Here is a 24,356-nt window from a genome sequence, read left to right on the forward strand (position 1 = left end):
ACGCCCGCCATGACCGACGATACGATTCTGCCCTTCTCGTTTCCAGCCGTTCACGCCAAGAAAGTCACAGCTGCCTTCGATGGCGGTCGGCTGACCTCGAACGGGGGCGTGATGCTTCTGGCGATGGCCGAGCGGCGTCTCGGCTTGGCCGACAATTTGGCCCGGGTGTTCCCGGATCGGCGCGATCCGACGCGGGTCGTGCACAGCCTTGTCGATATGTTCCGCGCGCGCATGTTCGCGATCTGCTGCGGCTACGAGGACGCCGACGACCTCGATCATCTGCGGTCCGATCCCGCATTCAAGCTGGCCTGCGGACGGCTGCCGGACACGGGTCGCGATCTGTGTTCCCAACCGACGCTGTCGCGGCTGGAGAATGCTCCGCGCCTGCGCGACGTGATCCGACTGACCTACACTTTGGTCGACGCATGGATGGATAGCTACCCGCGCGAGCCGGCATCCGTCACGCTCGACATCGATGATACCTGCGATGTCGTCCACGGCCATCAGCAGCTCTCGCTGTTCAACGCTCATTATGACGAACGCTGCTTCCTGCCGATCCACGTCTACGACACGGAGAAGAGCCGGCCCGTGGCGGTCGTGCTGCGGCCCGGCAAGACGCCGGGCGGCGTCGAGGTGCGTGCCCACCTGCGCCGCCTGATCCGGCATATCCGGACGCGGTGGCACAACACGCGAATTACGTTCCGTGGCGACGGGCACTATGCCCGGCCGGAGGCAATGGCGTGGTGCGAGACCAACGGCATCGACTACATCTTCGGTCTGTCCGGCACCAAGCCGCTCGCCAGAAAAGTCGACGAGGCCGCCGACGACATCCGCACGCGACGCGCCATCGAGAACCTGCCGGTTCTGCGCGGCTATACCGAGACGCGCCACAAGGCAAAGTCCTGGGATCGCGAACGGCGTACCGTCGCCCGTATTGAGGCGACGATGCTCGGCCTCGACATCCGTTTCGTCGTCACCAGCCTCGATGTCGGTTCGGCCGAGTGGATCTACGACAGCCTGTATTGCGCACGCGGCCAAGCCGAGAATCTGATCAAGCTGCATAAGACACAGCTCGCCTCCGATCGCACCAGCTGCCGTTCGGCGCTCGCCAATCAAGTCCGCCTCGTTCTCCACACCGCCGCTTAATGGCTGATGCTGACCGTGCGCGACGCGATTCCCAAAGCCCGGGAATTGGCCACAGCCGAGTTCGCGACGCTGCGTCTTCGTCTCTTGAAACTCGCTGCCCGTGTGGTCGAGACCGCGAGCCGCATTCGCCTTGCGTTTGCCGCGGCATGTCCCGAAGCCGACCTGATCCGCGGCTTGCCAGGCGCGCTGCTGCCGCTCGGTCCTTGACCGGCGGGGCGTCCGCCCCCCGTTCGCCCAACCTACACCTCAAGCGCGTTGCAAAGTACGGGTCGGTCAGGCGGTGAAAAGCCGAAGGCAATCCCGCGCGCCTCGTCAGAGCAGATGTGCGGCCACATCAATCGGACTAAAAAAAGCACTCTCACGAATAGGACGGGCTAGCTCGACATTACCGGCGAAGATGCGGAAGTGTGGTCCCTTGTCGGAGGGGTTCTCGACCCGCACCAGCTTGGCTTTGGCATTGAGGGCGAGGGTGCGAACCGTGCCGGTGAAGCCGTTGCCGGTCGAGGTGAAGGTGCCGATGGTCGCCATTGTCGTGTCCTTTTTCAGTTTCCGGGCCACGCCCATCGCGGCCTCGATGGCTGGCGACAGACCGGAGGCGGTCGACCCGCACCCCGCAGGGGCCGGCACGCAGTAGAGGGCAGCCAGGGCACGACTTTCTTGTCTTGCGCGAGGAATGGACGCGCAGCGGTCCAGGGGAAGAAAGTCGTAACCGGCTGTTGCGGGGATAAGAGCGAGGCGGCGCTTAAGCGACGCCGCCCTTCGGTCAGACATGCCAATCAAGGACGACGTGGGTGTGCCAGAAGAAACGGCCAAGAACACGAACTGCGATCATCGAAACCTTGACCGAGGAAAGAACCCGATCACCGCTCACCGCACATCTGACAATTCCTCAAGCTTGCTGGTCGAGGCCCGAAACCGCTTAACGTGACAAGCATGGTGGAGCAGATGGTGAAACTCGCCGCGAAATTCGACGTTCCTTTCGATCTTCCGCTGGCAACCCTTTGAGTCCCCCGGCAATCTGGTCGAGGAAGCATTCGCGCGCCATCGTGCTGACGTGATGAACTCATCTGGAGGCAAAACACCGCCATTCTGTCGATGTTGATCATTTTCGCGATGCAGGCCTTCTCGGTCCTACCCGAGACGTCGATTCGAGCCCGTCCGCGAAACACAGCCTTACCATTCTTTTGGCCTGGGCACTCCCGATGCTGGCCCAGCAGCGAAATTGAGCTGGGTCCGACATAAGGTCGACTGCTATCGCGTAGCCGCTGAGGTCACCCAGCCCCCTGCGCGATCGCCATCGGCGTCCGCTCGTCCTTCTCCAGGTGTCCATCCACAATGTGCAGCCGTCTATGCATTTGCGTGGCAAGGTTGACGTCATGCGTCACTGCTACGACCGTCTTGCCGTGCTCCGTAACGAGATCGCGCAGCATTTCGAATACTTGCATGGTCGAGATGGAATCGAGGCTGCCGGTCGGCTCGTCCGCAAGGATGACCGGCGAGTCATTCGCGAGCGCGCGAGCCACGGCTACCCTCTGACGCTGGCCGCCGGAGAGCTGATCTGGACGTTTGCGAAGATGATCGCCTAGGTCCAAGGAGTTGAGCAGTTCCATGGCTCTAGCCGAGATCGCCGCTTGGGAAAGCTTGCCGAGTGCACGCATCGGCAGTGCGACATTTTCCGTAATCGAGAACTCCGGCAGCAGGAAATGAAACTGAAATACGAAGCCGAACTGGGTCAGCCGCATATGGGCGCGTTCCTCCGCGCTCATTGCCGTAGTCGAGCGATTGTTGACCAGGATATCGCCGCTGCTAGGAAGATCCAGCAGACCGAGCATATAGAGCAACGATGACTTGCCCGATCCGGACGGACCTGTGATCGCGATCAGCTCGCGCGCGCCAATCGACAAGTTCAAGTCGCGAACCAGCGTCACCGGGGCGATGCCTGGCAGCACCTTTGTCGCATTCCGTGCTACGATAAGCGCTGCCGTCACGTCGCGCCCCTGATGATGTCGACGGGGTTGACCTCTGCGGCCGCGCGCGCGGGAAAGTATCCGGCGACAAGGCTGGTTGTCAGCGCGACCGAGGTGGCGATCGTGTAATGGGTAACCGAATAGAGCACTGGAAGATGATTGTGGTCCGAAAAGGAATCGTTGAACTCCAGTGAAGCCATTCCCCGCGTCAGGAGATAGCCAAATCCGCAGCCGAGTACCGCGCCGAAAAGCCCAATCGTCATGGCCGCAATCATGAAGATCGCCTTCACGGTGCGTTCCGTGAACCCCAGCGATTTCATGATTGCGATGTCGCGCGTCTTTTCACGTGTGATGGTGGATAAGATGCTGTAGGTGCCAAAGCTTGCGACCAGAAGAATGGCGCCGACGATCGTGTACATCAGGACGTTACGAATGGTGATGGCCGACAGCAGATCCTCCTGGGCTTCCTGCTAGGAGATCGATTTGTAGCCGGTCTGCTCGCCGATACGCTCGCTGATCAGGCGCGCCTCCATTGGCTCGCGCGCACGAACCCGAATCTCGTTCACGATCCCGATCTGATTCTCAAGGGTCTGCGCAGTGCGAAGCAGGACGTAGCCTGTCGTTGCGTCCGTGGCGCGGAAGCCGGAATGGAAGGTGCCCACTACGGTTGCGGTCACGGTGATACCCCTGGCAGAAACCAGCGTGACTTTCGAGTTGACGCGGGTGCCGATTTTGCGCGCAAGGCCATCGCCGAGCAGAATCGCGTTGGAGGCACGGTAGAGCGAGGTGAGGCTGCCCTCGCGTACGTGGGTCGCGAGATTGGACACGCTGCTTTCGGTGTGTGGATCAATTCCGATCACGGAGATCGTAAGATTGCGGCCCGCATAACGCATCATGGCCTTGGATTGCACCGAGGGGGTAAGGGCGGCCGCAACCCAGGTCTGTAGCGAGGCGATGGTCGCCATCGGGTTCTTGATGCCGGGCCGTCGAACCGCGGGCGTGAGACCGTGGATTTCTGCAGCGGTGTAGAGGAGGTCGGCGGGCTGGGGCGTCGGCTCACGCCGTTCGTCTGTGAGGGAGATGTGGGGGAGCGCGTCGAGCAGTGTTGAGATGAAGTCGTTCTGCGATCCTTCCATCAGCGCGGCCATCATAATCGAGAAGCCGACGCCAATTGCGACGCCCGCCACCCCGACCAGCGTCTGGTGGATGCGGTATGTGATGTGCGTCCAAACGATGGCAAGGATCAGCTTCATAGTGAGGACGCATCCGTCGCCCGTACCTTGACATGACCACGTGTTTGGATGTTCGCGGTCGCGGGCGACGCCACCATCTCATTCTCTTCAAGGCCGTCGACGATTTCGACGTGGCCGGCGCCACGAACGCCGATCTCGACTTTGCGCGGTGTCGGGCGGCCGTCCTTGACGACCAGTACCTCGTTGCCAATCACGGCATTGGCAGGAACGACGATCGCATCCTGCTTCTCGCGTGCAACAATGTTAGCTTCCACGCTCATGCCGACGCGAAGTGGGCTGTCGTCGGGCAATCCGATCCGAACCCGGAAGGTTTTCGCGATGGGATCGCCGGCCGGCGTGATTTCCTTGATGAACCCTGAGAGCACCTTTCCTGCAAACGCGTCGGTCCGCAACAACGCTCTTTGTCCGGGTTCGATCGGGGGACGTCTTCCTCGTTGACCTCGGCGACGACCCAGAGCGACTTTGCAAGTGCGAGGCGATAAAGGATCGTGCCAGGATCCACCATGTCGCCGATCTCCCCGTCTTCCCGCAGTACCGTGCCATCCATCGGAGCGACTATTTCGTAGAATCTCAACCGCTGCGTCTGTGCGGCGATCTGGGCTTGGACGCGTGCGAGGTCGCTTGCGGCCCTCTGTTCCATTTGCGCGGTCGTCGCGCCAAGCGCAAACAAGTGGGATTGCCGTTCGAACTCATGGCGCCGGAAATTCTCCAGCGCTCGCAGGTCGTTGAGCGTGGCCTGTGCCTCAGTGTCGTCAAGCCGAGCCAGGCGGTCTCCTTTGTGAACCGCTTTGCCCTCGCATCTGCAGCGCTCTATGATACGACCGCGCACCAGGGGCGTGAGGCGCGACCAAGTTTCGGGCTCGACTGATCCGGTGGCATAAACGATCTCGGCCACCGGACCGCGAACGGCACGCGCGATCGCGATTTCGGGCTCGTGCAGATACCAGACGAGGATGGCGGCTAGGACAAAGACAAGGCCGCCGATCAGCTTCCGGCCACGTCCCGGCGGCCTTGCTTTCGCATCTTTCGCTTCCGTCTCCGCCGCCGGAAGCGTTCGCAGCTGCACGTTCATTTGGGATTCGGCCTCAGAGACAGTCATCGCAGCGCTTCCCGATCGAGGCCCGAAGATCTCGCCCAAGACGGTAGCGAGGATTGGTGTTTCCCACGTCAACGGCGCCGTCTTGAACGGCTGCATTCAGTTGAAGGGGGACCCACTCTTTAAAATCGCCGAGCAGCGTGTTCCCGATGCAGGAATGGGGAAGTGAAATCTCGAGCTGCGGCCGGGCGCTGGCGTTCGCCTGCCGAAGGTTGGTCTCCGCTGACGATCCCGACGCGCCGCCCGACCTTTGTTGACGATCGGAGCACACTCGAATCGGGTGCTCTTCGAGCAGCATTGGGAGTTCGTGCAGCGGCATCTCCCGGGCGGCGGTCGCTACTTCCAAGGGCATGATGTCGCTGCTATCGACAGCTTGCGATTTCACCCGATCGGATGCCCGTGCGCGGCAACGCAGCCACCAGAGATAGAGGCGCTCGATTCCCGTTCGGCCCGATGCGGCAGGTCGGCTTTCGTGACGATGCGGACAACTCTGCTGCGGCCATCGACAACAGGGGTGACGGTGATCCCGTGCTCTCGGTAGGACCTTGGCGGCCTGCCAGACGGTTGCAGTCGTGCCGACGGTGGTCACCGAAGAAATCATGATGTCGCGGCTTGCATGATCAGCCTCCAAAAACATGGTGACTATCTTGGCAGGATACAGCCTCGCGGGGATTGACTAGGATCAAAGGGAGCGCAACATACGAAGATAAAGTCTGCGCCACCGCGATTGCCAAGTGCCTACCAGTCATCTTCGTCCGTCTGGCGGAGTGCCTGCCTAGAGTATTGATGGATACGCTGAGGCGAACAGTTTGTGCGGATCGATCGTCTCAACGAGGAGATCCTGGAGATCGAGCGGGTGCCGTCCGGGATGTGGTTGGAATCTGGAGTGGGCAATCTCCGACATTGTGAAGCCATCTGATTACGCGGCGAGGTCAATTGGCTGATCGATGGGTTTGGTGGCCAGCGTTTTCCAGCCGTCGACCTTGCGCATGTTGATCTGGCCGGAAGCGAGCAAAGCCCAGAACAACATTGCCGCGGTGTCCGCTGATGGCAACACGGCCTGCGTCTTGATCCGTCGCTTGAACTCTTCGTGCAGCCGCTCGATTGCATTGGTGGTGCGTGCGCTCTTCCATTGACTCGGCGGCAGTCGCGTGAAGGTGAAGAGCCGGTCGCCGGCTTCCTGCCGGCTGTCGGCCACCGCACGATGCTTGAGCCGCCACTTGCGGATGAAGGCCTTGCGCCGCGCCTCGATCTCCTCGCGAGTCGCCCCGCAGATCATGTCGTTGTAGTCAGCGGTGATCTCCTCATGCAGGCGCTCGGGCGCATGCGCCAACAGGTTGCGGTGCTTGTGGACCGTGCAGCGCTGCACTGGCACGCCGTCCCATACCGCGGCGATCGCAGCCTCAAGCCCTGGCGCGCCGTCGACGATGAGGAACTCGGGCCGCCGCAGCTCACGCCGGATAAGATCGTCGAGCACGGGGCACGCCAGGCTTCGGTGCTCTCGCCACCCATACTCTTGATCGCGAGCAACACTTTCTGACCGTCCGCACGCACACCGATGATGACCAGCAGCGAGATAGCGGTCGCCTTGCGGTCGAGCCGCACCCGCACCACGGTGCCGTCGAGGATCAATCGCACGATCGGCTCCGCGGCCAGCGAGCGGGCATTCCAGGCGTCCCAGTCGCTCTTCACCTTGCGCCACACCCGGCTCACCGTGTCCTTGCCGACTGCGCCAGCGAACAGAGCGCTGAGCGCCCGGCGCACACGGCGCGTGTTGGTGCCGGCCAGGTAGCAGCTGGCGATCAGCGCGTCGGCGGCCAGCGTGCGGCGCTGGTAGGCCCGCAGCGATTGGCTCTTCCACTCGGTGGTCTTGCCGTCGGCCGTGTTGAGCCGCGCGCGCGGGACCGCGATCTCAATCGGCCCGAAGCTGCCGGTCAGCGACCGCGGTCGGCTGCCATGCCGATGCCCCGTAATGCCGGCCGTCCCCTCGCGGCTGGCCATCTTGATGCGTTCGTAGCGCGGGCGCGCAAGGGCCACATCGAGCTCGCTGCGGATCAATTCTTCAATGAATTCCCCCGCTCGTTCCCGCACCGCAGTTTCGATCGGATCGAACCAATCGTCGAAAAGCTGGGGAGCCGCCTCGTCTCCACACTGCGGCGAATGCGTCTTCGTGATATTGCTGCTCATGGCGTGGTCTCCGGTCCGGCGCTCCAACGCCGGATGATTCGAGGTTGATCACCTCGGAGACTACGCCACCTTCAATTCCAACCAACCCCGCGACGGGACCATCGAGCGCCGGCGGCGTGACTGACACAAACTGAATGATGCATGCCGGGCGGCTCGCGGCGATTCCTGGTTCGGTCTGCTCACGGCCACAGCGACTGTCGTGATGATTGCCGATGCCAAAGCGGTTACGTGACGCGAGTTTGCCGACTGGTTTGGATGGGTTCCTCGACAAACAGCTACGGGCGGGCACCTGAAGTTGCTTGGCATCAGCAAACGCCGAACTCCTAGTTGCGCACGCTGTTAATCCAATGGCGCTCGATCTGCGTTGACGGCGAATCGCAGCTGGGATGGATCATGAGTTTGGTCAAGTGTCGGCCGATGAAGGTGGCGATAGTGAATAAGACAGCACGCACGCTATGGGCGCTTTGGCTCATGGGGGCAGCTATAGGCCGATCCAAGCATCATAATCTCAGCCGCGCCGGCGCCGTCTCTGCAACCCTGAGCCGCTCCGACGGCACGGGCGCTACCGTCGTGTCGTCGGCGAGCCAAAAAGTGGAAGCTTGACTATATGCAGCAATCAAAGGGCCCGATTGACAGGCCGCGTCTCGGCCGCCCAATAACATTAGATCATACCGCAAGATCGCGTGACACTTGGTGTTTCAACGTCAAGCGTTCGATCATGAGTCGCCATCGGAAGATCCCCCTCAGGCAGATGTCCGAGTTCGGCACGAGAAGCAACCCTCTGAGTTTGAAGTCGTCATGTTTCGCCATGTCCAGCTGAAGACGTTATGTCCGAAATTGGACACTGAGGCTTAAGTATTTCGGCGCCGCGGCGAAAAGCACGTGCTCTTTCGCTCTTCAACCCGGATTTGTAAAGCTTCTTTGTGGCACGCGGATTGCTATGAGACGGTGAAGGATTTGTGGGGCCATGGCGGTCCCGCGGTGACCCGCCCGCACAGTCAGATGAAGCTTGTTCGACTGAGTCAACTCACCGCCATAGACGCTGCACTGTTAAGTGGTCCGGCCGAATGACGCTTGGTCGCGGAGGCGCCGCTGTCGTTATTCGAGCTGGTAGCTCTCTAAGTTGGTCGGATTCGATGAGCGTTCACGCGGCAGCTCTCGATCAAATCCTGACCAGTGCGGCAGGTCCAAGTCTCTATGGTACGGGCGCCTTGGGTGGAGCTGCTCAACCTACGCGACGGATTGGCTGAGCGATGAAGATAGTACATCAGTCTCCTCCGATGCGCACAGATGCTTACGGGCCAAGCGACAGTAGCAGGCAGCAGGCTGCAACTCCGTCAATTTATTCTAGCGTCTTTGTTGGTAGTGGTACGCTAGCCATAAGGTGCTTGCAGCTAGCAAAGGAGATGGGTCACGACATCCGCGCGGCGCTGTGTGCCGACGCTACATTCGCCGATTGGGCCGCTCGCGCCAATATCCTGTGTGTGGTGAGCGTTGAAGAGCTCTCCATGTTGCTGAAGGCCGAGCCGGTGGAATGGATTTTTTCCGTTGCTAATCCGTTCGTGCTGCCGCCGGAGGTGTTTGGGCGAGCCCGTCAAGGCGCTTTCAACTACCATGACGGTCCATTGCCGCGATATGCAGGAACCCATGCGACGTCCTGGGCGCTTCTTGCCGGGGAGACCGAACATGGCATCACGTGGCATCGTATCGCTCATGGGGTTGATACTGGTGAGCTGGTAGTACAGCGCCAAGTGTTGATTGCGCCGAGTGATACGGCATTGACGCTGAATCTCAGATGTTATGAGGCTGCTATCGAGGGCTTCCGCGAGCTTCTAACTGGCTTAACAAATGGAGAGCTCGGTGCTCGTCCGCAGGCGCTAGCGGACCGAAGTTTTTTCCCGAAACGTCGCCGCCCAGATGCTGCGGGTTGTCTGCGATGGGATCGACCAGCGCAGGGTCTGGCAGCGATGACACGTGCCTTGGACTTTGGCCCCTATCATGCCAATCTGTTGGGTCTGTCCAAGGTTTTTGTAGGCGATGACTTCGTCCCCGTCAGGCGCTTGGAGGTGACGGCCGGGAGCTCGGGCTTTGCGGCGGGGTCTCTAGTTGAAATCCACCCTAGCCATTGGCGTGTCGCGACAGGCACAGAGGATGTTGATGTTTGGTTTGGCAGCTCAGATGGTCAGGCTCTGGACGCGCGGACAGTCGCGAGGCGTTCTGGTTTCGATGTAGGCGGCCGCCTCCCGATTCTGAGCGATGACGAGGCCCGGAGCATAACGGTTGCGCATGAATTGTTGGCGCCTCGGGAGAGTTTTTGGCGAGGGCGGCTTGAGAAGTTCAAAACATACCAGCTTGCTTTTTTGCCGTCTGCAAAAGCTGCGGCTGGGCTCAGATGGCAGTCTAGTGCGTGGCGAATTCCAGAAGAGTTGCTTGGGCTGTCCCCCAGTGATCGCGCGGAATTCTTGCTAACTGCTTGGCTGGTCTATCTCGCCCGCATCACGGGGGAATCAGAGCTTCAATTGGGATGGACTCCCGCGCCGAATGGATCGCGAGCCGGCGTGAAAGCGCTCGAGGTGCTTGTTGCGTCTGTCGTGCCGATGGGAATTACCATCGACCTTGATAATGATTTCGTAGAGGCGCGCACGGCGGTCGCGGCAGAATTCGCTCAGCTGAATGAGCAGGATACCTTTGCGCGGGATCTTATTGCGCGATGCCCGACGTTGCGCGGTGTGGAGGCGCTACGATTGCGCCGTCCCTGGCCGGTTGGCGTTACGGTTACGGTAAATGGCGGATCTGCCACTGGTGATCTAGCGTCGAGCCCGATTTCTGAGGCGGCCCTGGCTGGTGAGGCGCTAACGTTTGAGGTTTGCGCTCTGGATGGGAGCTTCCGATGGCACTTTGATGCAAGTCGCCTGGAGCCCAATCAGATCGAGCGTATGACACAGCATTTGCAGAATTTGTTGTGTGCTGTGAAGGCTGATGCGCAGCAGCCGGTGGGGCGGGTTGAACTCTTGTCATCCTCTGAGCGGGCGTATGTGTTGGAGGCGCTGAACCGGACGGCGGTGACGTATCCTGAGCAGCAGTGCATCCATGAGCTGTTCGAGGCCCAGGTGCGCCGTGCGCCGGATGCGGTGGCGGTGGTGTGCGCGGAGGAGCGCGTCAGCTATGGCGAGCTCAATGCGCGGGCCAACCAGCTGGCGCATCATCTGATCGCAATTGGGGTGACGCCGGACCAGCCGGTGGCGATCTGCCTACAGCGCAGTCCGATGATGGTGGTGGGGCTGTTGGCGATCCTGAAGGCGGGTGGGGCCTATCTGCCGCTGGACCCGGCCTATCCGAGCGCGCGGCTGCGCCAGGTGCTTGCGGATGCGGCGCCGTCGCTGCTGCTGGCCGATGCGGCGGGACGATCGGCGCTGGGCGCCGATGCGCTACGCGATCTGACGGTAGTGGATCTGGCGGCGGCGAGCCCGGCCTGGGCGGCGCTGCCGGCCACCGATCCCGACCCGTGCGCGCTCGGCCTGACCTCGCGCCATCTGGCCTATGTGATCTACACCTCGGGCTCGTCAGGCACCCCCAAGGGCGTCATGGCCGAGCATCGGAGCCTGGTGCGTCTAGTGGCGGGGAACGACTTCGTCGAGATCTCGCCGCAGGACGTCTTTCTCAACGCATCCTCGCCGACATTCGACGCGACCACGTTCGAGCTCTGGGGAGCCTTAGCAAACGGTGCGAGTGTTGTGCTCTATCCTGAACGCTACCTCTCGACAGCAACGCTGGCCCAGATCATCCAAGATCAAGGCATCACCATCGCCTGGATGACTGCCCGGTTGTTCGATACCTATACCGCAGAGGGGCGCGGCACTGATCGGCTGCAGCAACTGCTGGTCGGAGGCGAAGAGGTCTCCGTCACTTCCGTTAGAGCATGCCAGAAGCGACATCCGACGCTGCGGATCTCAAATGCCTACGGCCCGACAGAGAACACCACCTTCAGTCTCTGCTATCCGGTGCCTGCTGGCTTTGATGGAGCCATTGTCCCGATTGGCCGTCCGATTGCGAACACGCGGGTGTACCTGCTGGACGGTCATGGTGCGCCGGTTCCGTTTGGCGCGGCGGGTGAGCTTTACATTGGCGGGGCGGGGGTGGCGCGCGGCTATCTGAACCGGCCGGAGCTGACGGCGGAGCGGTTCATCGCCAGCCCGTTTGTGGACGGCGACCGGCTGTACCGCACTGGCGATCTGGCGCGCTACCTGCCGGACGGCAATCTTGAGTTTTTGGGCCGCAACGACGACCAGGTGAAGATCCGCGGCTTCCGGATCGAGCCGGGGGAGATTGCGGCGCGGCTCATCGAGCATGCCTGGGTGCGCGATGCGGTGGTGGTGGCGCAGCAGGATGGCGCCGGCGAGAAGCGGCTGGTGGCCTATGTGGTGTGCGCGCCTGAAGCTCGATCGGATGAGCCGGATGGCGCTGGCGCTGAGCTGGCCGCGACGTTGCGGGCGCATGTGGGCGCGCACCTGCCGGACTACATGGTGCCGGCGGCGTTCGTGCGGCTGGCGGCGCTGCCGCTGACGGTGAACGGCAAGCTCGACCGCCAGGCGCTGCCGGCACCTGCGGATGAGGCGTATGCGCATCGCGCTTACGCGCCGCCGCAGGGCGAGATCGAGACGGCGCTGGCGCAGATCTGGGCCGAGCTTCTCGGTGTGGAGCGGGTCGGACGCCACGACCACTTCTTCGAACTGGGCGGCCACTCGCTCTTGGCGGTGCAGTTCTTGAGCCGGCTGTCGCAGGCGCTGGGTGTAGCGCTGCCGCTGGCGGCGCTGTTTGCCAAACCGGTGCTGGCCGATCTGGCGACGAACATTGTCGAGATGTTGAGCCGCTGCGGTCCGCAAGACCTGCCGGCGATTGTCGGCGTGTCGCGTGATGAACCGCTTGTGCTGTCGTTTGCGCAGCAGCGGCTGTGGTTTTTGGCGCAGCTGGATCAGGATAGCACGAGCTATCACGTGCCGCTGGCCTTGCGGCTGCGCGGCGTGCTCGACCGCCGCGCCTGGCGGCGCAGCCTTGACCGTGTGTTGGCGCGTCATGAGGCGCTGCGTAGCGTCTTTGTCGCGCCGGAGGGCAAGCCCTGGGTTGAGGTGCTGCCGCCGGATGCGGGGCTGCCGGTGCTCGAGCACGATCTGCGGGACAGGCCGGATGCGGACGCGGCGCTTTTGGATCTGTGCCGGGAAGAGGCGCGCACGCCGTTTGATCTGGCGCGCGGGCCGCTGATCCGGGGCCGCCTGATCCGCACCTCGGATGGGGAGCACGTGTTCCTGCTGACCCAGCATCACATTGTCTCCGATGGCTGGTCGCTGGGCGTCTTGGTGCGCGAACTCAGTCAGCTGTACCGGGCGTTCGTAGCTGGGCAGGACGATCCGCTGCCGCCGCTTGCGATCCAGTATCCGGACTATGCCGCCTGGCAGCGGCAGTGGCTGTCGGGGGAACGGCTGCAGCGCCAGGCGCAGTATTGGCGCAACAATCTATCTGGCGCGCCGGCCCGTCTGGCGCTGCCGACAGATCGGCCTCGGCCGGCAGAGCAGTCGTTTGCCGGGGCCAACCTGCCTGTCGTGATCGATGCGGATCTGACGCGGGATCTGAAGCGGCTGAGCCGGCAGCATGGCACGACCTTGTTCATGACGGTGTTGGCGGCGTGGGCGGCGGTGCTGTTGCGTCTGTCGGGGCAGGACGACATTGTGATCGGGGTGCCGAGCGCCAATCGAGGTCGGTGCGAGCTCGAAGGGTTGATCGGGTTCTTCGTCAACGCCCTGGCGCTTCGCCTCGACCTGTCGGGCGCGCCGAGCGTGGCGGAGCTGTTGGAGCGGACGCGGCGCACGGCCTTGGGAGCACAGGAGCATCAGGACCTGCCGTTTGAGCAGGTGGTGGAGATCGTGCAGCCGCCACGGCATCTTGATCACACCCCGCTGTTCCAGGTGATGCTGGCCTGGCAGAACAACGCCATCCCGTCCTTCGACCTTCCCGGGCTGCTGGTGGAGGCTGCGGGGCAGGGGTTCGATCAGGTCAAGTTCGATCTGGAGCTGAACCTTTGCGAACATGGCGAGGTGATCGCCGGGACGCTGGGTTATGCCACGGCGCTGTTTGATCAGGCGACGATCGAGCGACAGCGGGGGTATCTGCTGGCGCTGCTGCGGGCGATGGTTGCCGATGCGCAGCAAGAGGTCGGGCGGATTGAGCTGCTGCCCCCTGACGAGCGGGCGTACCTGTTGGAGGCGCTGAACCGGACGGCGGTGACGTATCCTGAGCAGCAGTGCATCCATGAGCTGTTCGAGGCCCAGGTGCGCCGTGCGCCGGATGCGGTGGCGGTGGTGTGCGCGGAGGAGCGCGTCAGCTATGGCGAGCTCAATGCGCGGGCCAACCAGCTGGCGCATCATCTGATCGCAATTGGGGTGACGCCGGACCAGCCGGTGGCGATCTGCCTACAGCGCAGTCCGATGATGGTGGTGGGGCTGTTGGCGATCCTGAAGGCGGGTGGGGCCTATCTGCCGCTGGACCCGGCCTATCCGAGCGCGCGGCTGCGCCAGGTGCTTGCGGATGCGGCGCCGTCGCTGCTGCTGGCCGATGCGGCGGGACGATCGGCGCTGGGCGCCGATGCGCTACGCGATCTGACGGTAGTGGATCTGGCGGCGGCGAGCCCGGCCTGGGCGGCGCTGCCGGCCACCGATCCCGACCCGTGCGCGCTCGGCCTGACCTCGCGCCATCTGGCCTATGTGATCTACACCTCGGGCTCGTCAGGCACCCCCAAGGGCGTCATGGTCGAGCATCGGAGCCTGGTCAATCTTGTCGCATGGCATGTGCAAACGTTTTGTCCGCAACCAGAAGCCTGCTGCGCACTCGTGGCTGGAGTGGCATTCGATGCCAGCACCTGGGAGCTATGGTCTGCGTTATGCAACCGCAGCACATTGCAGCTGCCGCCCAAAGCGACAGCTGCAGATTCCTTGCGTCTGCTGCAATGGTGGCGAGATCAATCGCTGGACGTTGCCTTTTTGATCACGCCACTGGCTACACTCGCGCTGGAAGATAAGCTCATCAACTCCAGATTGGAGTACTTGCTTGTTGGCGGGGAACGTCTCCAGCGTGTGCCTGGGCCTCTGTCGCCTCTGAAGCTAATCAACAACTATGGGCCTACTGAAGCTACGGTCGTGGCGACCTCAGGACGGCTCTTCAGCGACAACGCTGTGCCGCATATCGGCCGTCCGATCGCGAACACGCGGGTGTACCTGCTGGACGGTCATGGTGCGCCGGTTCCGTTTGGCGCGGTCGGGGAGCTTTACATTGGCGGGGCGGGGGTGGCGCGCGGCTATCTGAACCGGCCGGAGCTGACGGCGGAGCGGTTCATCGCCAGCCCGTTTGTGGACGGCGACCGGCTGTACCGCACTGGCGATCTGGCGCGCTACCTGCCGGACGGCAATCTTGAGTTTTTGGGCCGCAACGACGACCAGGTGAAGATCCGCGGCTTCCGGATCGAGCCGGGGGAGATTGCGGCGCGGCTCATCGAGCATGCCTGGGTGCGCGATGCGGTGGTGGTGGCGCAGCAGGATGGCGCCGGCGAGAAGCGGCTGGTGGCCTATGTGGTGTGCGCGCCTGAAGCTCGATCGGATGAGCCGGATGGCGCTGGCGCTGAGCTGGCCGCGACGTTGCGGGCGCATGTGGGCGCGCACCTGCCGGACTACATGGTGCCGGCGGCGTTCGTGCGGCTGGCGGCGCTGCCGCTGACGGTGAACGGCAAGCTCGACCGCCAGGCGCTGCCGGCACCTGCGGATGAGGCGTATGCGCATCGCGCTTACGCGCCGCCGCAGGGCGAGATCGAGACGGCGCTGGCGCAGATCTGGGCCGAGCTTCTCGGTGTGGAGCGGGTCGGACGCCACGACCACTTCTTCGAACTGGGCGGCCACTCGCTCTTGGCGGTGCAGCTGATGGAGCGGCTGCGGCGGCGGTCGCTGGGGGTCGAGGTGCGGACCTTGTTTGCAAAGCCCGTGCTGGCGGATCTGGCCGCGAGCCTCGGCAGTCATCACGAGGTGGCGGTCCCGGCCAACCTGATCAGCGAACAGAGTGCGGCGATCAGGCCAGAGATGCTGCCGCTGATCGAGCTGACGCAGGACGAGATCGCGCGGATCGTCGTCACGGTGCCGGGCGGCGTCGGCAACATCCAGGACATTTATGGCTTGTCGCCGCTGCAGGACGGCATCCTGTTCCATCATCTGTTGGCGACAAAGGGCGATCCGTACCTGCTGGTCTCGCAGATGGCGTTTGCCGATCGTGACCTGCTCGAGCGCTATCTTGCCGCGGTTCAGCGGGTGGTGGGTCGGCACGATATCCTGAGGACGTCGTTTGTCTGGGAAGGGCTGTCGCGCCCGGCCCAGGTGGTGTGGCGGAACGCGCCGCTGGAGGTGAGCGAGGTCGAGCTGGACGGGTCTGGTGGTCCTGGCGCCGCGCAGCTTAAGGATCGGTTTGATCCGCGCCGGCAGCGCATCGAGCTTGGCCGGGCGCCCTTGTTGCGGTTTGTGATTGCGCGCGAGCCCGGCAGTGCGCGCTGGCTGCTGCTGGAGCTGCAGCATCATCTGATCGGGGATCACACCACGCTGGAGGTGATGCATGCCGAGGTCCGGGCCGTGCTGGAGGGACGCGAGCATGAGCTGGCAGCCCCGCAGCCGTTCCGCAACCTGGTGGCGGCGGCACGGCTTGGCGTGGGTGCAGAGGCGCATGAAGAGTTCTTCCGGACGATGCTGGGGGACATCGCTGAGCCGACCACGCCGTTTGGGCTGAGCGAGGTCCACGGCGAGGGCCGCGGGGCTCATGAGGCGCGGCGCATGCTGCCGCAGGCGCTCAACGCGCGATTGCGCAGCCAGGCGCGGCGGCTGGGGGTGAGCCTGGCGAGCCTGTGCCATCTGGCCTGGGGGCAGGTGGTGGCGCGCAGCAGCGACCGCGAGCAGGTGGTGTTCGGCACGGTGCTGTTCGGCCGCATGCATGGCGGGGCGGGTGGCGACCGCGCGATGGGTCTGTTCATCAACACGCTGCCGCTGCGGCTTGACCTGGACGGGACCGGGGTCGAGGCGAGCGTGCGGACCACCCACGCGCGGCTGGCCGAGCTGCTCGCACATGAGCATGCCTCGCTGGCGCTGGCGCAACGCTGCAGCGGCGTTGCGGCGCCGGCGCCGCTGTTCAGCGCGCTGTTGAACTACCGCCACAACACGCCGGCGGCGATCTCCGCCTCCGCAGCCGATGATGCGCTGTCCGGCGTGGAATGGCTGGGCGGGGAGGAGCGCACCAACTATCCGCTGATCTTGTCGGTGGAGGATTTTGGCGAGGCACTCGGGCTGACGGCGCAGGTGGCGGAGGGCGTCTCAGCGGATCGGGTCTGCGGCTACATGCAGCACACGCTCGCGCAACTGGCGGAGGCGCTGGAGCGGGCGCCGACCACGCCGGTGCGGGAGCTGGACATCCTGCCCCCTGACGAGCGGGCGTACCTGTTGGAGGCGCTGAACCGGACGGCGGTGACGTATCCTGAGCAGCAGTGCATCCATGAGCTGTTCGAGGCCCAGGTGCGCCGTGCGCCGGATGCGGTGGCGGTGGTGCGCGCGGAGGAGCGCGTCAGCTATGGCGAGCTCAATGCGCGGGCCAACCAGCTGGCGCATCATCTGATCGCAATTGGGGTGACGCCGGACCAGCCGGTGGCGATCTGCCTACAGCGCAGTCCGATGATGGTGGTGGGGCTGTTGGCGATCCTGAAGGCGGGTGGGGCCTATCTGCCGCTGGACCCGGCCTATCCGAGCGCGCGGCTGCGCCAGGTGCTTGCGGATGCGGCGCCGTCGCTGCTGCTGGCCGATGCGGCGGGACGATCGGCGCTGGGCGCCGATGCGCTACGCGATCTGACGGTAGTGGATCTGGCGGCGGCGAGCCCGGCCTGGGCGGCGCTGCCGGCCACCGATCCCGACCCGTGCGCGCTCGGCCTGACCTCGCGCCATCTGGCCTATGTGATCTACACCTCCGGATCCACCGGAACGCCCAAGGGCGTCATGATTGAGCATGCGAGCACCGTGAACCTGCTGCATTGGAGCAGCGGCGTGTTTGCGGAGGAGACCAGCCGCATGCTGTTCTCCACCTCGATCAGTTTTGATCTGTCGATCTATGAGTGCTTCGTTCCGCTGTCACAAGGAAGCACGCTTTATCTTGTCGAAAGTGCGTTGACGCTGGGGCAGACGTCCTTGGATGTCTCCTTGATCAACACAGTCCCCTCGGCGATCGCCGCTCTGGTCGATAACAAAGCCGTGCCGCCCTCGACAAGGGTCATCAATTTGGCGGGCGAGCGGCTGCAGGCAGGCCTCATAGAGAAGGCTTTCGAGAGCAGTCGGGTCGAGAAGATCTGCAATCTGTACGCGCCTTCGGAAACCACGACGTACTCGACCTGGATTTGCATGCGACGGGGAGAGACTGTCGTCGAGACGATTGGCCGTCCGATCGCGAACACGCGGGTGTACCTGCTGGACGGTCATGGTGCGCCGGTTCCGTTTGGCGCGGTCGGGGAGCTTTACATTGGCGGGGCGGGGGTGGCGCGCGGCTATCTGAACCGGCCGGAGCTGACGGCGGAGCGGTTCATCGCCAGCCCGTTTGTGGACGGCGACCGGCTGTACCGCACTGGCGATCTGGCGCGCTACCTGCCGGACGGCAATCTTGAGTTTTTGGGCCGCAACGACGACCAGGTGAAGATCCGCGGCTTCCGGATCGAGCCGGGGGAGATTGCGGCGCGGCTCATCGAGCATGCCTGGGTGCGCGATGCGGTGGTGGTGGCGCAGCAGGATGGCGCCGGCGAGAAGCGGCTGGTGGCCTATGTGGTGTGCGCGCCTGAAGCTCGATCGGATGAGCCGGATGGCGCTGGCGCTGAGCTGGCCGCGACGTTGCGGGCGCATGTGGGCGCGCACCTGCCGGACTACATGGTGCCGGCGGCGTTCGTGCGGCTGGCGGCGCTGCCGCTGACGGTGAACGGCAAGCTCGACCGCCAGGCGCTGCCGGCACCTGCGGATGAGGCGTATGCGCATCGCGCTTACGCGCCGCCGCAGGGCGAGATCGAGACGGCGCTGGCGCAGATCTGGGCCGAGCTTCTCGGTGTGGAGCGGGTCGGACGCCACGACCACTTCTTCGAACTGGGCGGCCACTCGCTCTTGGCGGTGCAGCTGATGGAGCGGCTGCGGCGGCGGTCGCTGGGGGTCGAGGTGCGGACCTTGTTTGCAAAGCCCGTGCTGGCGGATCTGGCCGCGAGCCTCGGCAGTCATCACGAGGTGGCGGTCCCGGCCAACCTGATCAGCGAACAGAGTGCGGCGATCAGGCCAGAGATGCTGCCGCTGATCGAGCTGACGCAGGACGAGATCGCGCGGATCGTCGTCACGGTGCCGGGCGGCGTCGGCAACATCCAGGACATTTATGGCTTGTCGCCGCTGCAGGACGGCATCCTGTTCCATCATCTGTTGGCGACAAAGGGCGATCCGTACCTGCTGGTCTCGCAGATGGCGTTTGCCGATCGTGACCTGCTCGAGCGCTATCTTGCCGCGGTTCAGCGGGTGGTGGGTCGGCACGATATCCTGAGGACGTCGTTTGTCTGGGAAGGGCTGTCGCGCCCGGCCCAGGTGGTGTGGCGGAACGCGCCGCTGGAGGTGAGCGAGGTCGAGCTGGACGGGTCTGGTGGTCCTGGCGCCGCGCAGCTTAAGGATCGGTTTGATCCGCGCCGGCAGCGCATCGAGCTTGGCCGGGCGCCCTTGTTGCGGTTTGTGATTGCGCGCGAGCCCGGCAGTGCGCGCTGGCTGCTGCTGGAGCTGCAGCATCATCTGATCGGGGATCACACCACGCTGGAGGTGATGCATGCCGAGGTCCGGGCCGTGCTGGAGGGACGCGAGCATGAGCTGGCAGCCCCGCAGCCGTTCCGCAACCTGGTGGCGGCGGCACGGCTTGGCGTGGGTGCAGAGGCGCATGAAGAGTTCTTCCGGACGATGCTGGGGGACATCGCTGAGCCGACCACGCCGTTTGGGCTGAGCGAGGTCCACGGCGAGGGCCGCGGGGCTCATGAGGCGCGGCGCATGCTGCCGCAGGCGCTCAACGCGCGATTGCGCAGCCAGGCGCGGCGGCTGGGGGTGAGCCTGGCGAGCCTGTGCCATCTGGCCTGGGGGCAGGTGGTGGCGCGCAGCAGCGACCGCGAGCAGGTGGTGTTCGGCACGGTGCTGTTCGGCCGCATGCATGGCGGGGCGGGTGGCGACCGCGCGATGGGTCTGTTCATCAACACGCTGCCGCTGCGGCTTGACCTGGACGGGACCGGGGTCGAGGCGAGCGTGCGGACCACCCACGCGCGGCTGGCCGAGCTGCTCGCACATGAGCATGCCTCGCTGGCGCTGGCGCAACGCTGCAGCGGCGTTGCGGCGCCGGCGCCGCTGTTCAGCGCGCTGTTGAACTACCGCCACAACACGCCGGCGGCGATCTCCGCCTCCGCAGCCGATGATGCGCTGTCCGGCGTGGAATGGCTGGGCGGGGAGGAGCGCACCAACTATCCGCTGATCTTGTCGGTGGAGGATTTTGGCGAGGCACTCGGGCTGACGGCGCAGGTGGCGGAGGGCGTCTCAGCGGATCGGGTCTGCGGCTACATGCAGCACACGCTCGCGCAACTGGCGGAGGCGCTGGAGCGGGCGCCGACCACGCCGGTGCGGGAGCTGGACATCCTGCCCCCTGACGAGCGGGCGTACCTGTTGGAGGCGCTGAACCGGACGGCGGTGACGTATCCTGAGCAGCAGTGCATCCATGAGCTGTTCGAGGCCCAGGTGCGCCGTGCGCCGGATGCGGTGGCGGTGGTGTGCGCGGAGGAGCGCGTCAGCTATGGCGAGCTCAATGCGCGGGCCAACCAGCTGGCGCATCATCTGATCGCAATTGGGGTGACGCCGGACCAGCCGGTGGCGATCTGCCTACAGCGCAGTCCGATGATGGTGGTGGGGCTGTTGGCGATCCTGAAGGCGGGTGGGGCCTATCTGCCGCTGGACCCGGCCTATCCGAGCGCGCGGCTGCGCCAGGTGCTTGCGGATGCGGCGCCGTCGCTGCTGCTGGCCGATGCGGCGGGACGATCGGCGCTGGGCGCCGATGCGCTACGCGATCTGACGGTAGTGGATCTGGCGGCGGCGAGCCCGGCCTGGGCGGCGCTGCCGGCCACCGATCCCGACCCGTGCGCGCTCGGCCTGACCTCGCGCCATCTGGCCTATGTGATCTACACCTCGGGCTCGTCAGGCACCCCCAAGGGCGTCATGGCCGAGCATCGGAGCCTGGTCGTCTAGTCGCTGGGTGCAAACGACTTGTCGAGACTCAGCGCAGGACGTCTGTCTGCAGCATCGTCGCCGATGGCATTCGACGCGACCACCTGGGAGCTCTGGGGAGCGCTTAGCAAACGGTGCAAGTGCTGTGCTGCCATCCGAACGCTACGCTCGACAGCACGATGCCTTGGTCGCTCCAAGATCAGAGCGCATCACGATCGCCTGGACTGACTGCCCGTTGTTCGATCACCTATATGGCACGACGGGGCGCGGCACTGCATCGGCTGCAGCAGCTGCTTGTCGGCGGCGAGAGGTCTCCGTCGCTGCCGTGAGTGGCATGCTCAGAGCGCATCTGACGCTGCGGATCTCACAATCCTATGGCCCGACGGAAGCTCGACCGTCGTCTCTGCGATCGGCTGCCTGCATGGCTTTGATGGAGCCATTGTCCCGATCGGCCGTCCGATCGCGAACACGCGGGTGTACCTGCTGGACGGTCATGGTGCGCCGGTTCCGTTTGGCGCGGCGGGTGAGCTTTACATTGGCGGGGCGGGGGTGGCGCGCGGCTATCTGAACCGGCCGGAGCTGACGGCGGAGCGGTTCATCGCCAGCCCGTTTGTGGACGGCGACCGGCTGTACCGCACTGGCGATCTGGCGCGCTACCTGCCGGACGGCAATCTTGAGTTTTTGGGCCGCAACGACGACCAGGTGAAGATCCGCGGCTTCCGGATCGAGCCGGGGGAGATTGCGGCGCGGCTCATCGAGCATGCCTGGGTGCGCGATGCGGTGGTGGTGGCGCAGCAGGATGGCGCCGGCGAGAAGCGGCTGGTGGCCTATGTGGTGTGCGCGCCTGAAGCTCGATCGGATGAGCCGGATGGCGCTGGCGCTGAGCTGGCCGCGACGTTGCGGGCGCATGTGGGCGCGCACCTGCCGGACTACATGGTGCCGGCGGCGTTCGTGCGGCTGGCGGCGCTGCCGCTGACGGTGAACGGCAAGCTCGACCGCCAGGCGCTGCCGGCACCTGCGGATGAGGCGTATGCGCATCGCGCTTACGCGCCGCCGCAGGGCGAGATCGAGACGTCGCTGGCGCAGATCTGGGCCGAGCTTCTCGGTGTGGAGCGGGTCGGACGCCACGACCACTTCTTCGAACTGGGCGGCCACTCGCTCTTGGCGGTGCAGTTCTTGAGCCGGCTGTCGCAGGCGCTGGGTGTAGCGCTGCCGCTGGCGGCGCTGTTTGCCAAACCGGTGCTGGCCGATCTGGCGACGAACATTGTCGAGATGTTGAGCCGCTGCGGTCCGCAAGACCTGCCGGCGATTGTCGGCGTGTCGCGTGATGAACCGCTTGTGCTGTCGTTTGCGCAGCAGCGGCTGTGGTTTTTGGCGCAGCTGGATCAGGATAGCACGAGCTATCACGTGCCGCTGGCCTTGCGGCTGCGCGGCGTGCTCGACCGCCGCGCCTGGCGGCGCAGCCTTGACCGTGTGTTGGCGCGTCATGAGGCGCTGCGTAGCGTCTTTGTCGCGCCGGAGGGCAAGCCCTGGGTTGAGGTGCTGCCGCCGGATGCGGGGCTGCCGGTGCTCGAGCACGATCTGCGGGACAGGCCGGATGCGGACGCGGCGCTTTTGGATCTGTGCCGGGAAGAGGCGCGCACGCCGTTTGATCTGGCGCGCGGGCCGCTGATCCGGGGCCGCCTGATCCGCACCTCGGATGGGGAGCACGTGTTCCTGCTGACCCAGCATCACATTGTCTCCGATGGCTGGTCGCTGGGCGTCTTGGTGCGCGAACTCAGTCAGCTGTACCGGGCGTTCGTAGCTGGGCAGGACGATCCGCTGCCGCCGCTTGCGATCCAGTATCCGGACTATGCCGCCTGGCAGCGGCAGTGGCTGTCGGGGGAACGGCTGCAGCGCCAGGCGCAGTATTGGCGCAACAATCTATCTGGCGCGCCGGCCCGTCTGGCGCTGCCGACAGATCGGCCTCGGCCGGCAGAGCAGTCGTTTGCCGGGGCCAACCTGCCTGTCGTGATCGATGCGGATCTGACGCGGGATCTGAAGCGGCTGAGCCGGCAGCATGGCACGACCTTGTTCATGACGGTGTTGGCGGCGTGGGCGGCGGTGCTGTTGCGTCTGTCGGGGCAGGACGACATTGTGATCGGGGTGCCGAGCGCCAATCGAGGTCGGTGCGAGCTCGAAGGGTTGATCGGGTTCTTCGTCAACGCCCTGGCGCTTCGCCTCGACCTGTCGGGCGCGCCGAGCGTGGCGGAGCTGTTGGAGCGGACGCGGCGCACGGCCTTGGGAGCACAGGAGCATCAGGACCTGCCGTTTGAGCAGGTGGTGGAGATCGTGCAGCCGCCACGGCATCTTGATCACACCCCGCTGTTCCAGGTGATGCTGGCCTGGCAGAACAACGCCATCCCGTCCTTCGACCTTCCCGGGCTGCTGGTGGAGGCTGCGGGGCAGGGGTTCGATCAGGTCAAGTTCGATCTGGAGCTGAACCTTTGCGAACATGGCGAGGTGATCGCCGGGACGCTGGGTTATGCCACGGCGCTGTTTGATCAGGCGACGATCGAGCGACAGCGGGGGTATCTGCTGGCGCTGCTGCGGGCGATGGTTGCCGATGCGCAGCAAGAGGTCGGGCGGATTGAGCTGCTGCCCCCTGACGAGCGGGCGTACCTGTTGGAGGCGCTGAACCGGACGGCGGTGACGTATCCTGAGCAGCAGTGCATCCATGAGCTGTTCGAGGCCCAGGTGCGCCGTGCGCCGGATGCGGTGGCGGTGGTGTGCGCGGAGGAGCGCGTCAGCTATGGCGAGCTCAATGCGCGGGCCAACCAGCTGGCGCATCATCTGATCGCAATTGGGGTGACGCCGGACCAGCCGGTGGCGATCTGCCTGCAGCGCAGTCCGATGATGGTGGTGGGGCTGTTGGCGATCCTGAAGGCGGGTGGGGCCTATCTGCCGCTGGACCCGGCCTATCCGAGCGCGCGGCTGCGCCAGGTGCTTGCGGATGCGGCGCCGTCGCTGCTGCTGGCCGATGCGGCGGGACGATCGGCGCTGGGCGCCGATGCGCTACGCGATCTGACGGTAGTGGATCTGGCGGCGGCGAGCCCGGCCTGGGCGGCGCTGCCGGCCACCGATCCCGACCCGTGCGCGCTCGGCCTGACCTCGCGCCATCTGGCCTATGTGATCTACACCTCGGGCTCGTCAGGCACCCCCAAGGGCGTCATGGTCGAGCATCGCGGCCTGGTCAATCTGGGGCTGGCTCAGATCAGGCTTTTTGGCGTTTGTTCAAACAGTCGCGTGGTGCAGTTCGCCTCCTTTGGTTTTGATGCCAGCGCCTCGGAGCTGGTTATGGCATTGGGCTCAGGAGCCGCATTGCATTTGCCTGCGATGA

Annotated in this window: 6 protein-coding genes and 6 pseudogenes; 4 read left to right on the forward strand and 8 right to left on the reverse strand. The window is 64.6% G+C overall.

Annotated elements, in window-relative coordinates; all coding sequences use genetic code 11:
* Positions 1-9: 9 nt before the first annotated feature.
* A pseudogene (locus HAP48_RS01845) lies at positions 10-1,353 on the forward strand (IS1380-like element ISBdi2 family transposase).
* A gap of 144 nt (positions 1,354-1,497) precedes the next feature.
* On the opposite strand, the pseudogene HAP48_RS01850 reads toward HAP48_RS01845, so the two are convergent.
* The 8 genes and pseudogenes from HAP48_RS01850 to HAP48_RS01885 all read right to left on the reverse strand — a co-directional run.
* A pseudogene (locus tag HAP48_RS01850) lies at positions 1,498-1,674 on the reverse strand (DUF736 family protein); the annotation flags it as partial.
* Positions 1,675-2,417: 743 nt separating this feature from the next.
* Positions 2,418-3,134 (reverse strand): ABC transporter ATP-binding protein, encoded by a 717-nt coding sequence (locus HAP48_RS01855; protein WP_166217778.1) that lies wholly within the window; start codon positions 3,132-3,134, stop codon positions 2,418-2,420.
* A complete protein-coding gene (locus HAP48_RS01860) occupies positions 3,131-3,532 on the reverse strand; it encodes an ABC transporter permease (RefSeq protein WP_224497176.1) in 402 nt (133 codons plus the stop codon). The genes HAP48_RS01855 and HAP48_RS01860 overlap by 4 nt, the downstream gene beginning before the upstream one ends.
* 51 nt (positions 3,533-3,583) lie before the next feature.
* Entirely contained in the window at positions 3,584-4,366 is a 783-nt protein-coding gene (locus HAP48_RS01865; RefSeq protein WP_224497175.1) for an ABC transporter permease, read from the reverse strand.
* A complete protein-coding gene (locus HAP48_RS01870) occupies positions 4,363-4,731 on the reverse strand; it encodes an efflux RND transporter periplasmic adaptor subunit (RefSeq protein ID WP_477021278.1) in 369 nt (122 codons plus the stop codon). The genes HAP48_RS01865 and HAP48_RS01870 overlap by 4 nt, the downstream gene beginning before the upstream one ends.
* A complete protein-coding gene (locus HAP48_RS01875) occupies positions 4,623-5,438 on the reverse strand; it encodes an efflux RND transporter periplasmic adaptor subunit (RefSeq protein ID WP_224497173.1) in 816 nt (271 codons plus the stop codon). The genes HAP48_RS01870 and HAP48_RS01875 overlap by 109 nt, the downstream gene beginning before the upstream one ends.
* Positions 5,439-5,451: 13 nt before the next feature.
* Complete coding sequence (locus tag HAP48_RS01880) at positions 5,452-6,099, reverse strand: hypothetical protein (protein ID WP_166217781.1); 648 nt, start codon at positions 6,097-6,099, stop codon at positions 5,452-5,454.
* A gap of 282 nt (positions 6,100-6,381) precedes the next feature.
* Positions 6,382-7,649 (reverse strand): annotated as a pseudogene (locus tag HAP48_RS01885) (IS256 family transposase).
* A 1,508-nt stretch (positions 7,650-9,157) separates the two neighbouring features.
* Between HAP48_RS01885 and HAP48_RS50615 the strand changes: the two are divergent.
* The 3 pseudogenes from HAP48_RS50615 to HAP48_RS50385 form a co-directional block, all read left to right on the forward strand.
* Positions 9,158-9,412: pseudogene (locus HAP48_RS50615) on the forward strand (formyltransferase family protein); the annotation flags it as partial.
* A gap of 1,173 nt (positions 9,413-10,585) precedes the next feature.
* Positions 10,586-20,998: pseudogene (locus HAP48_RS01895) on the forward strand (non-ribosomal peptide synthetase); the annotation flags it as partial.
* A 480-nt stretch (positions 20,999-21,478) separates the two neighbouring features.
* Positions 21,479-24,301: pseudogene (locus HAP48_RS50385) on the forward strand (condensation domain-containing protein); the annotation flags it as partial.
* Positions 24,302-24,356 lie beyond the last annotated feature (55 nt).

The organism is Bradyrhizobium septentrionale, assembly GCF_011516645.4.
GTDB lineage: Bacteria > Pseudomonadota > Alphaproteobacteria > Rhizobiales > Xanthobacteraceae > Bradyrhizobium > Bradyrhizobium septentrionale.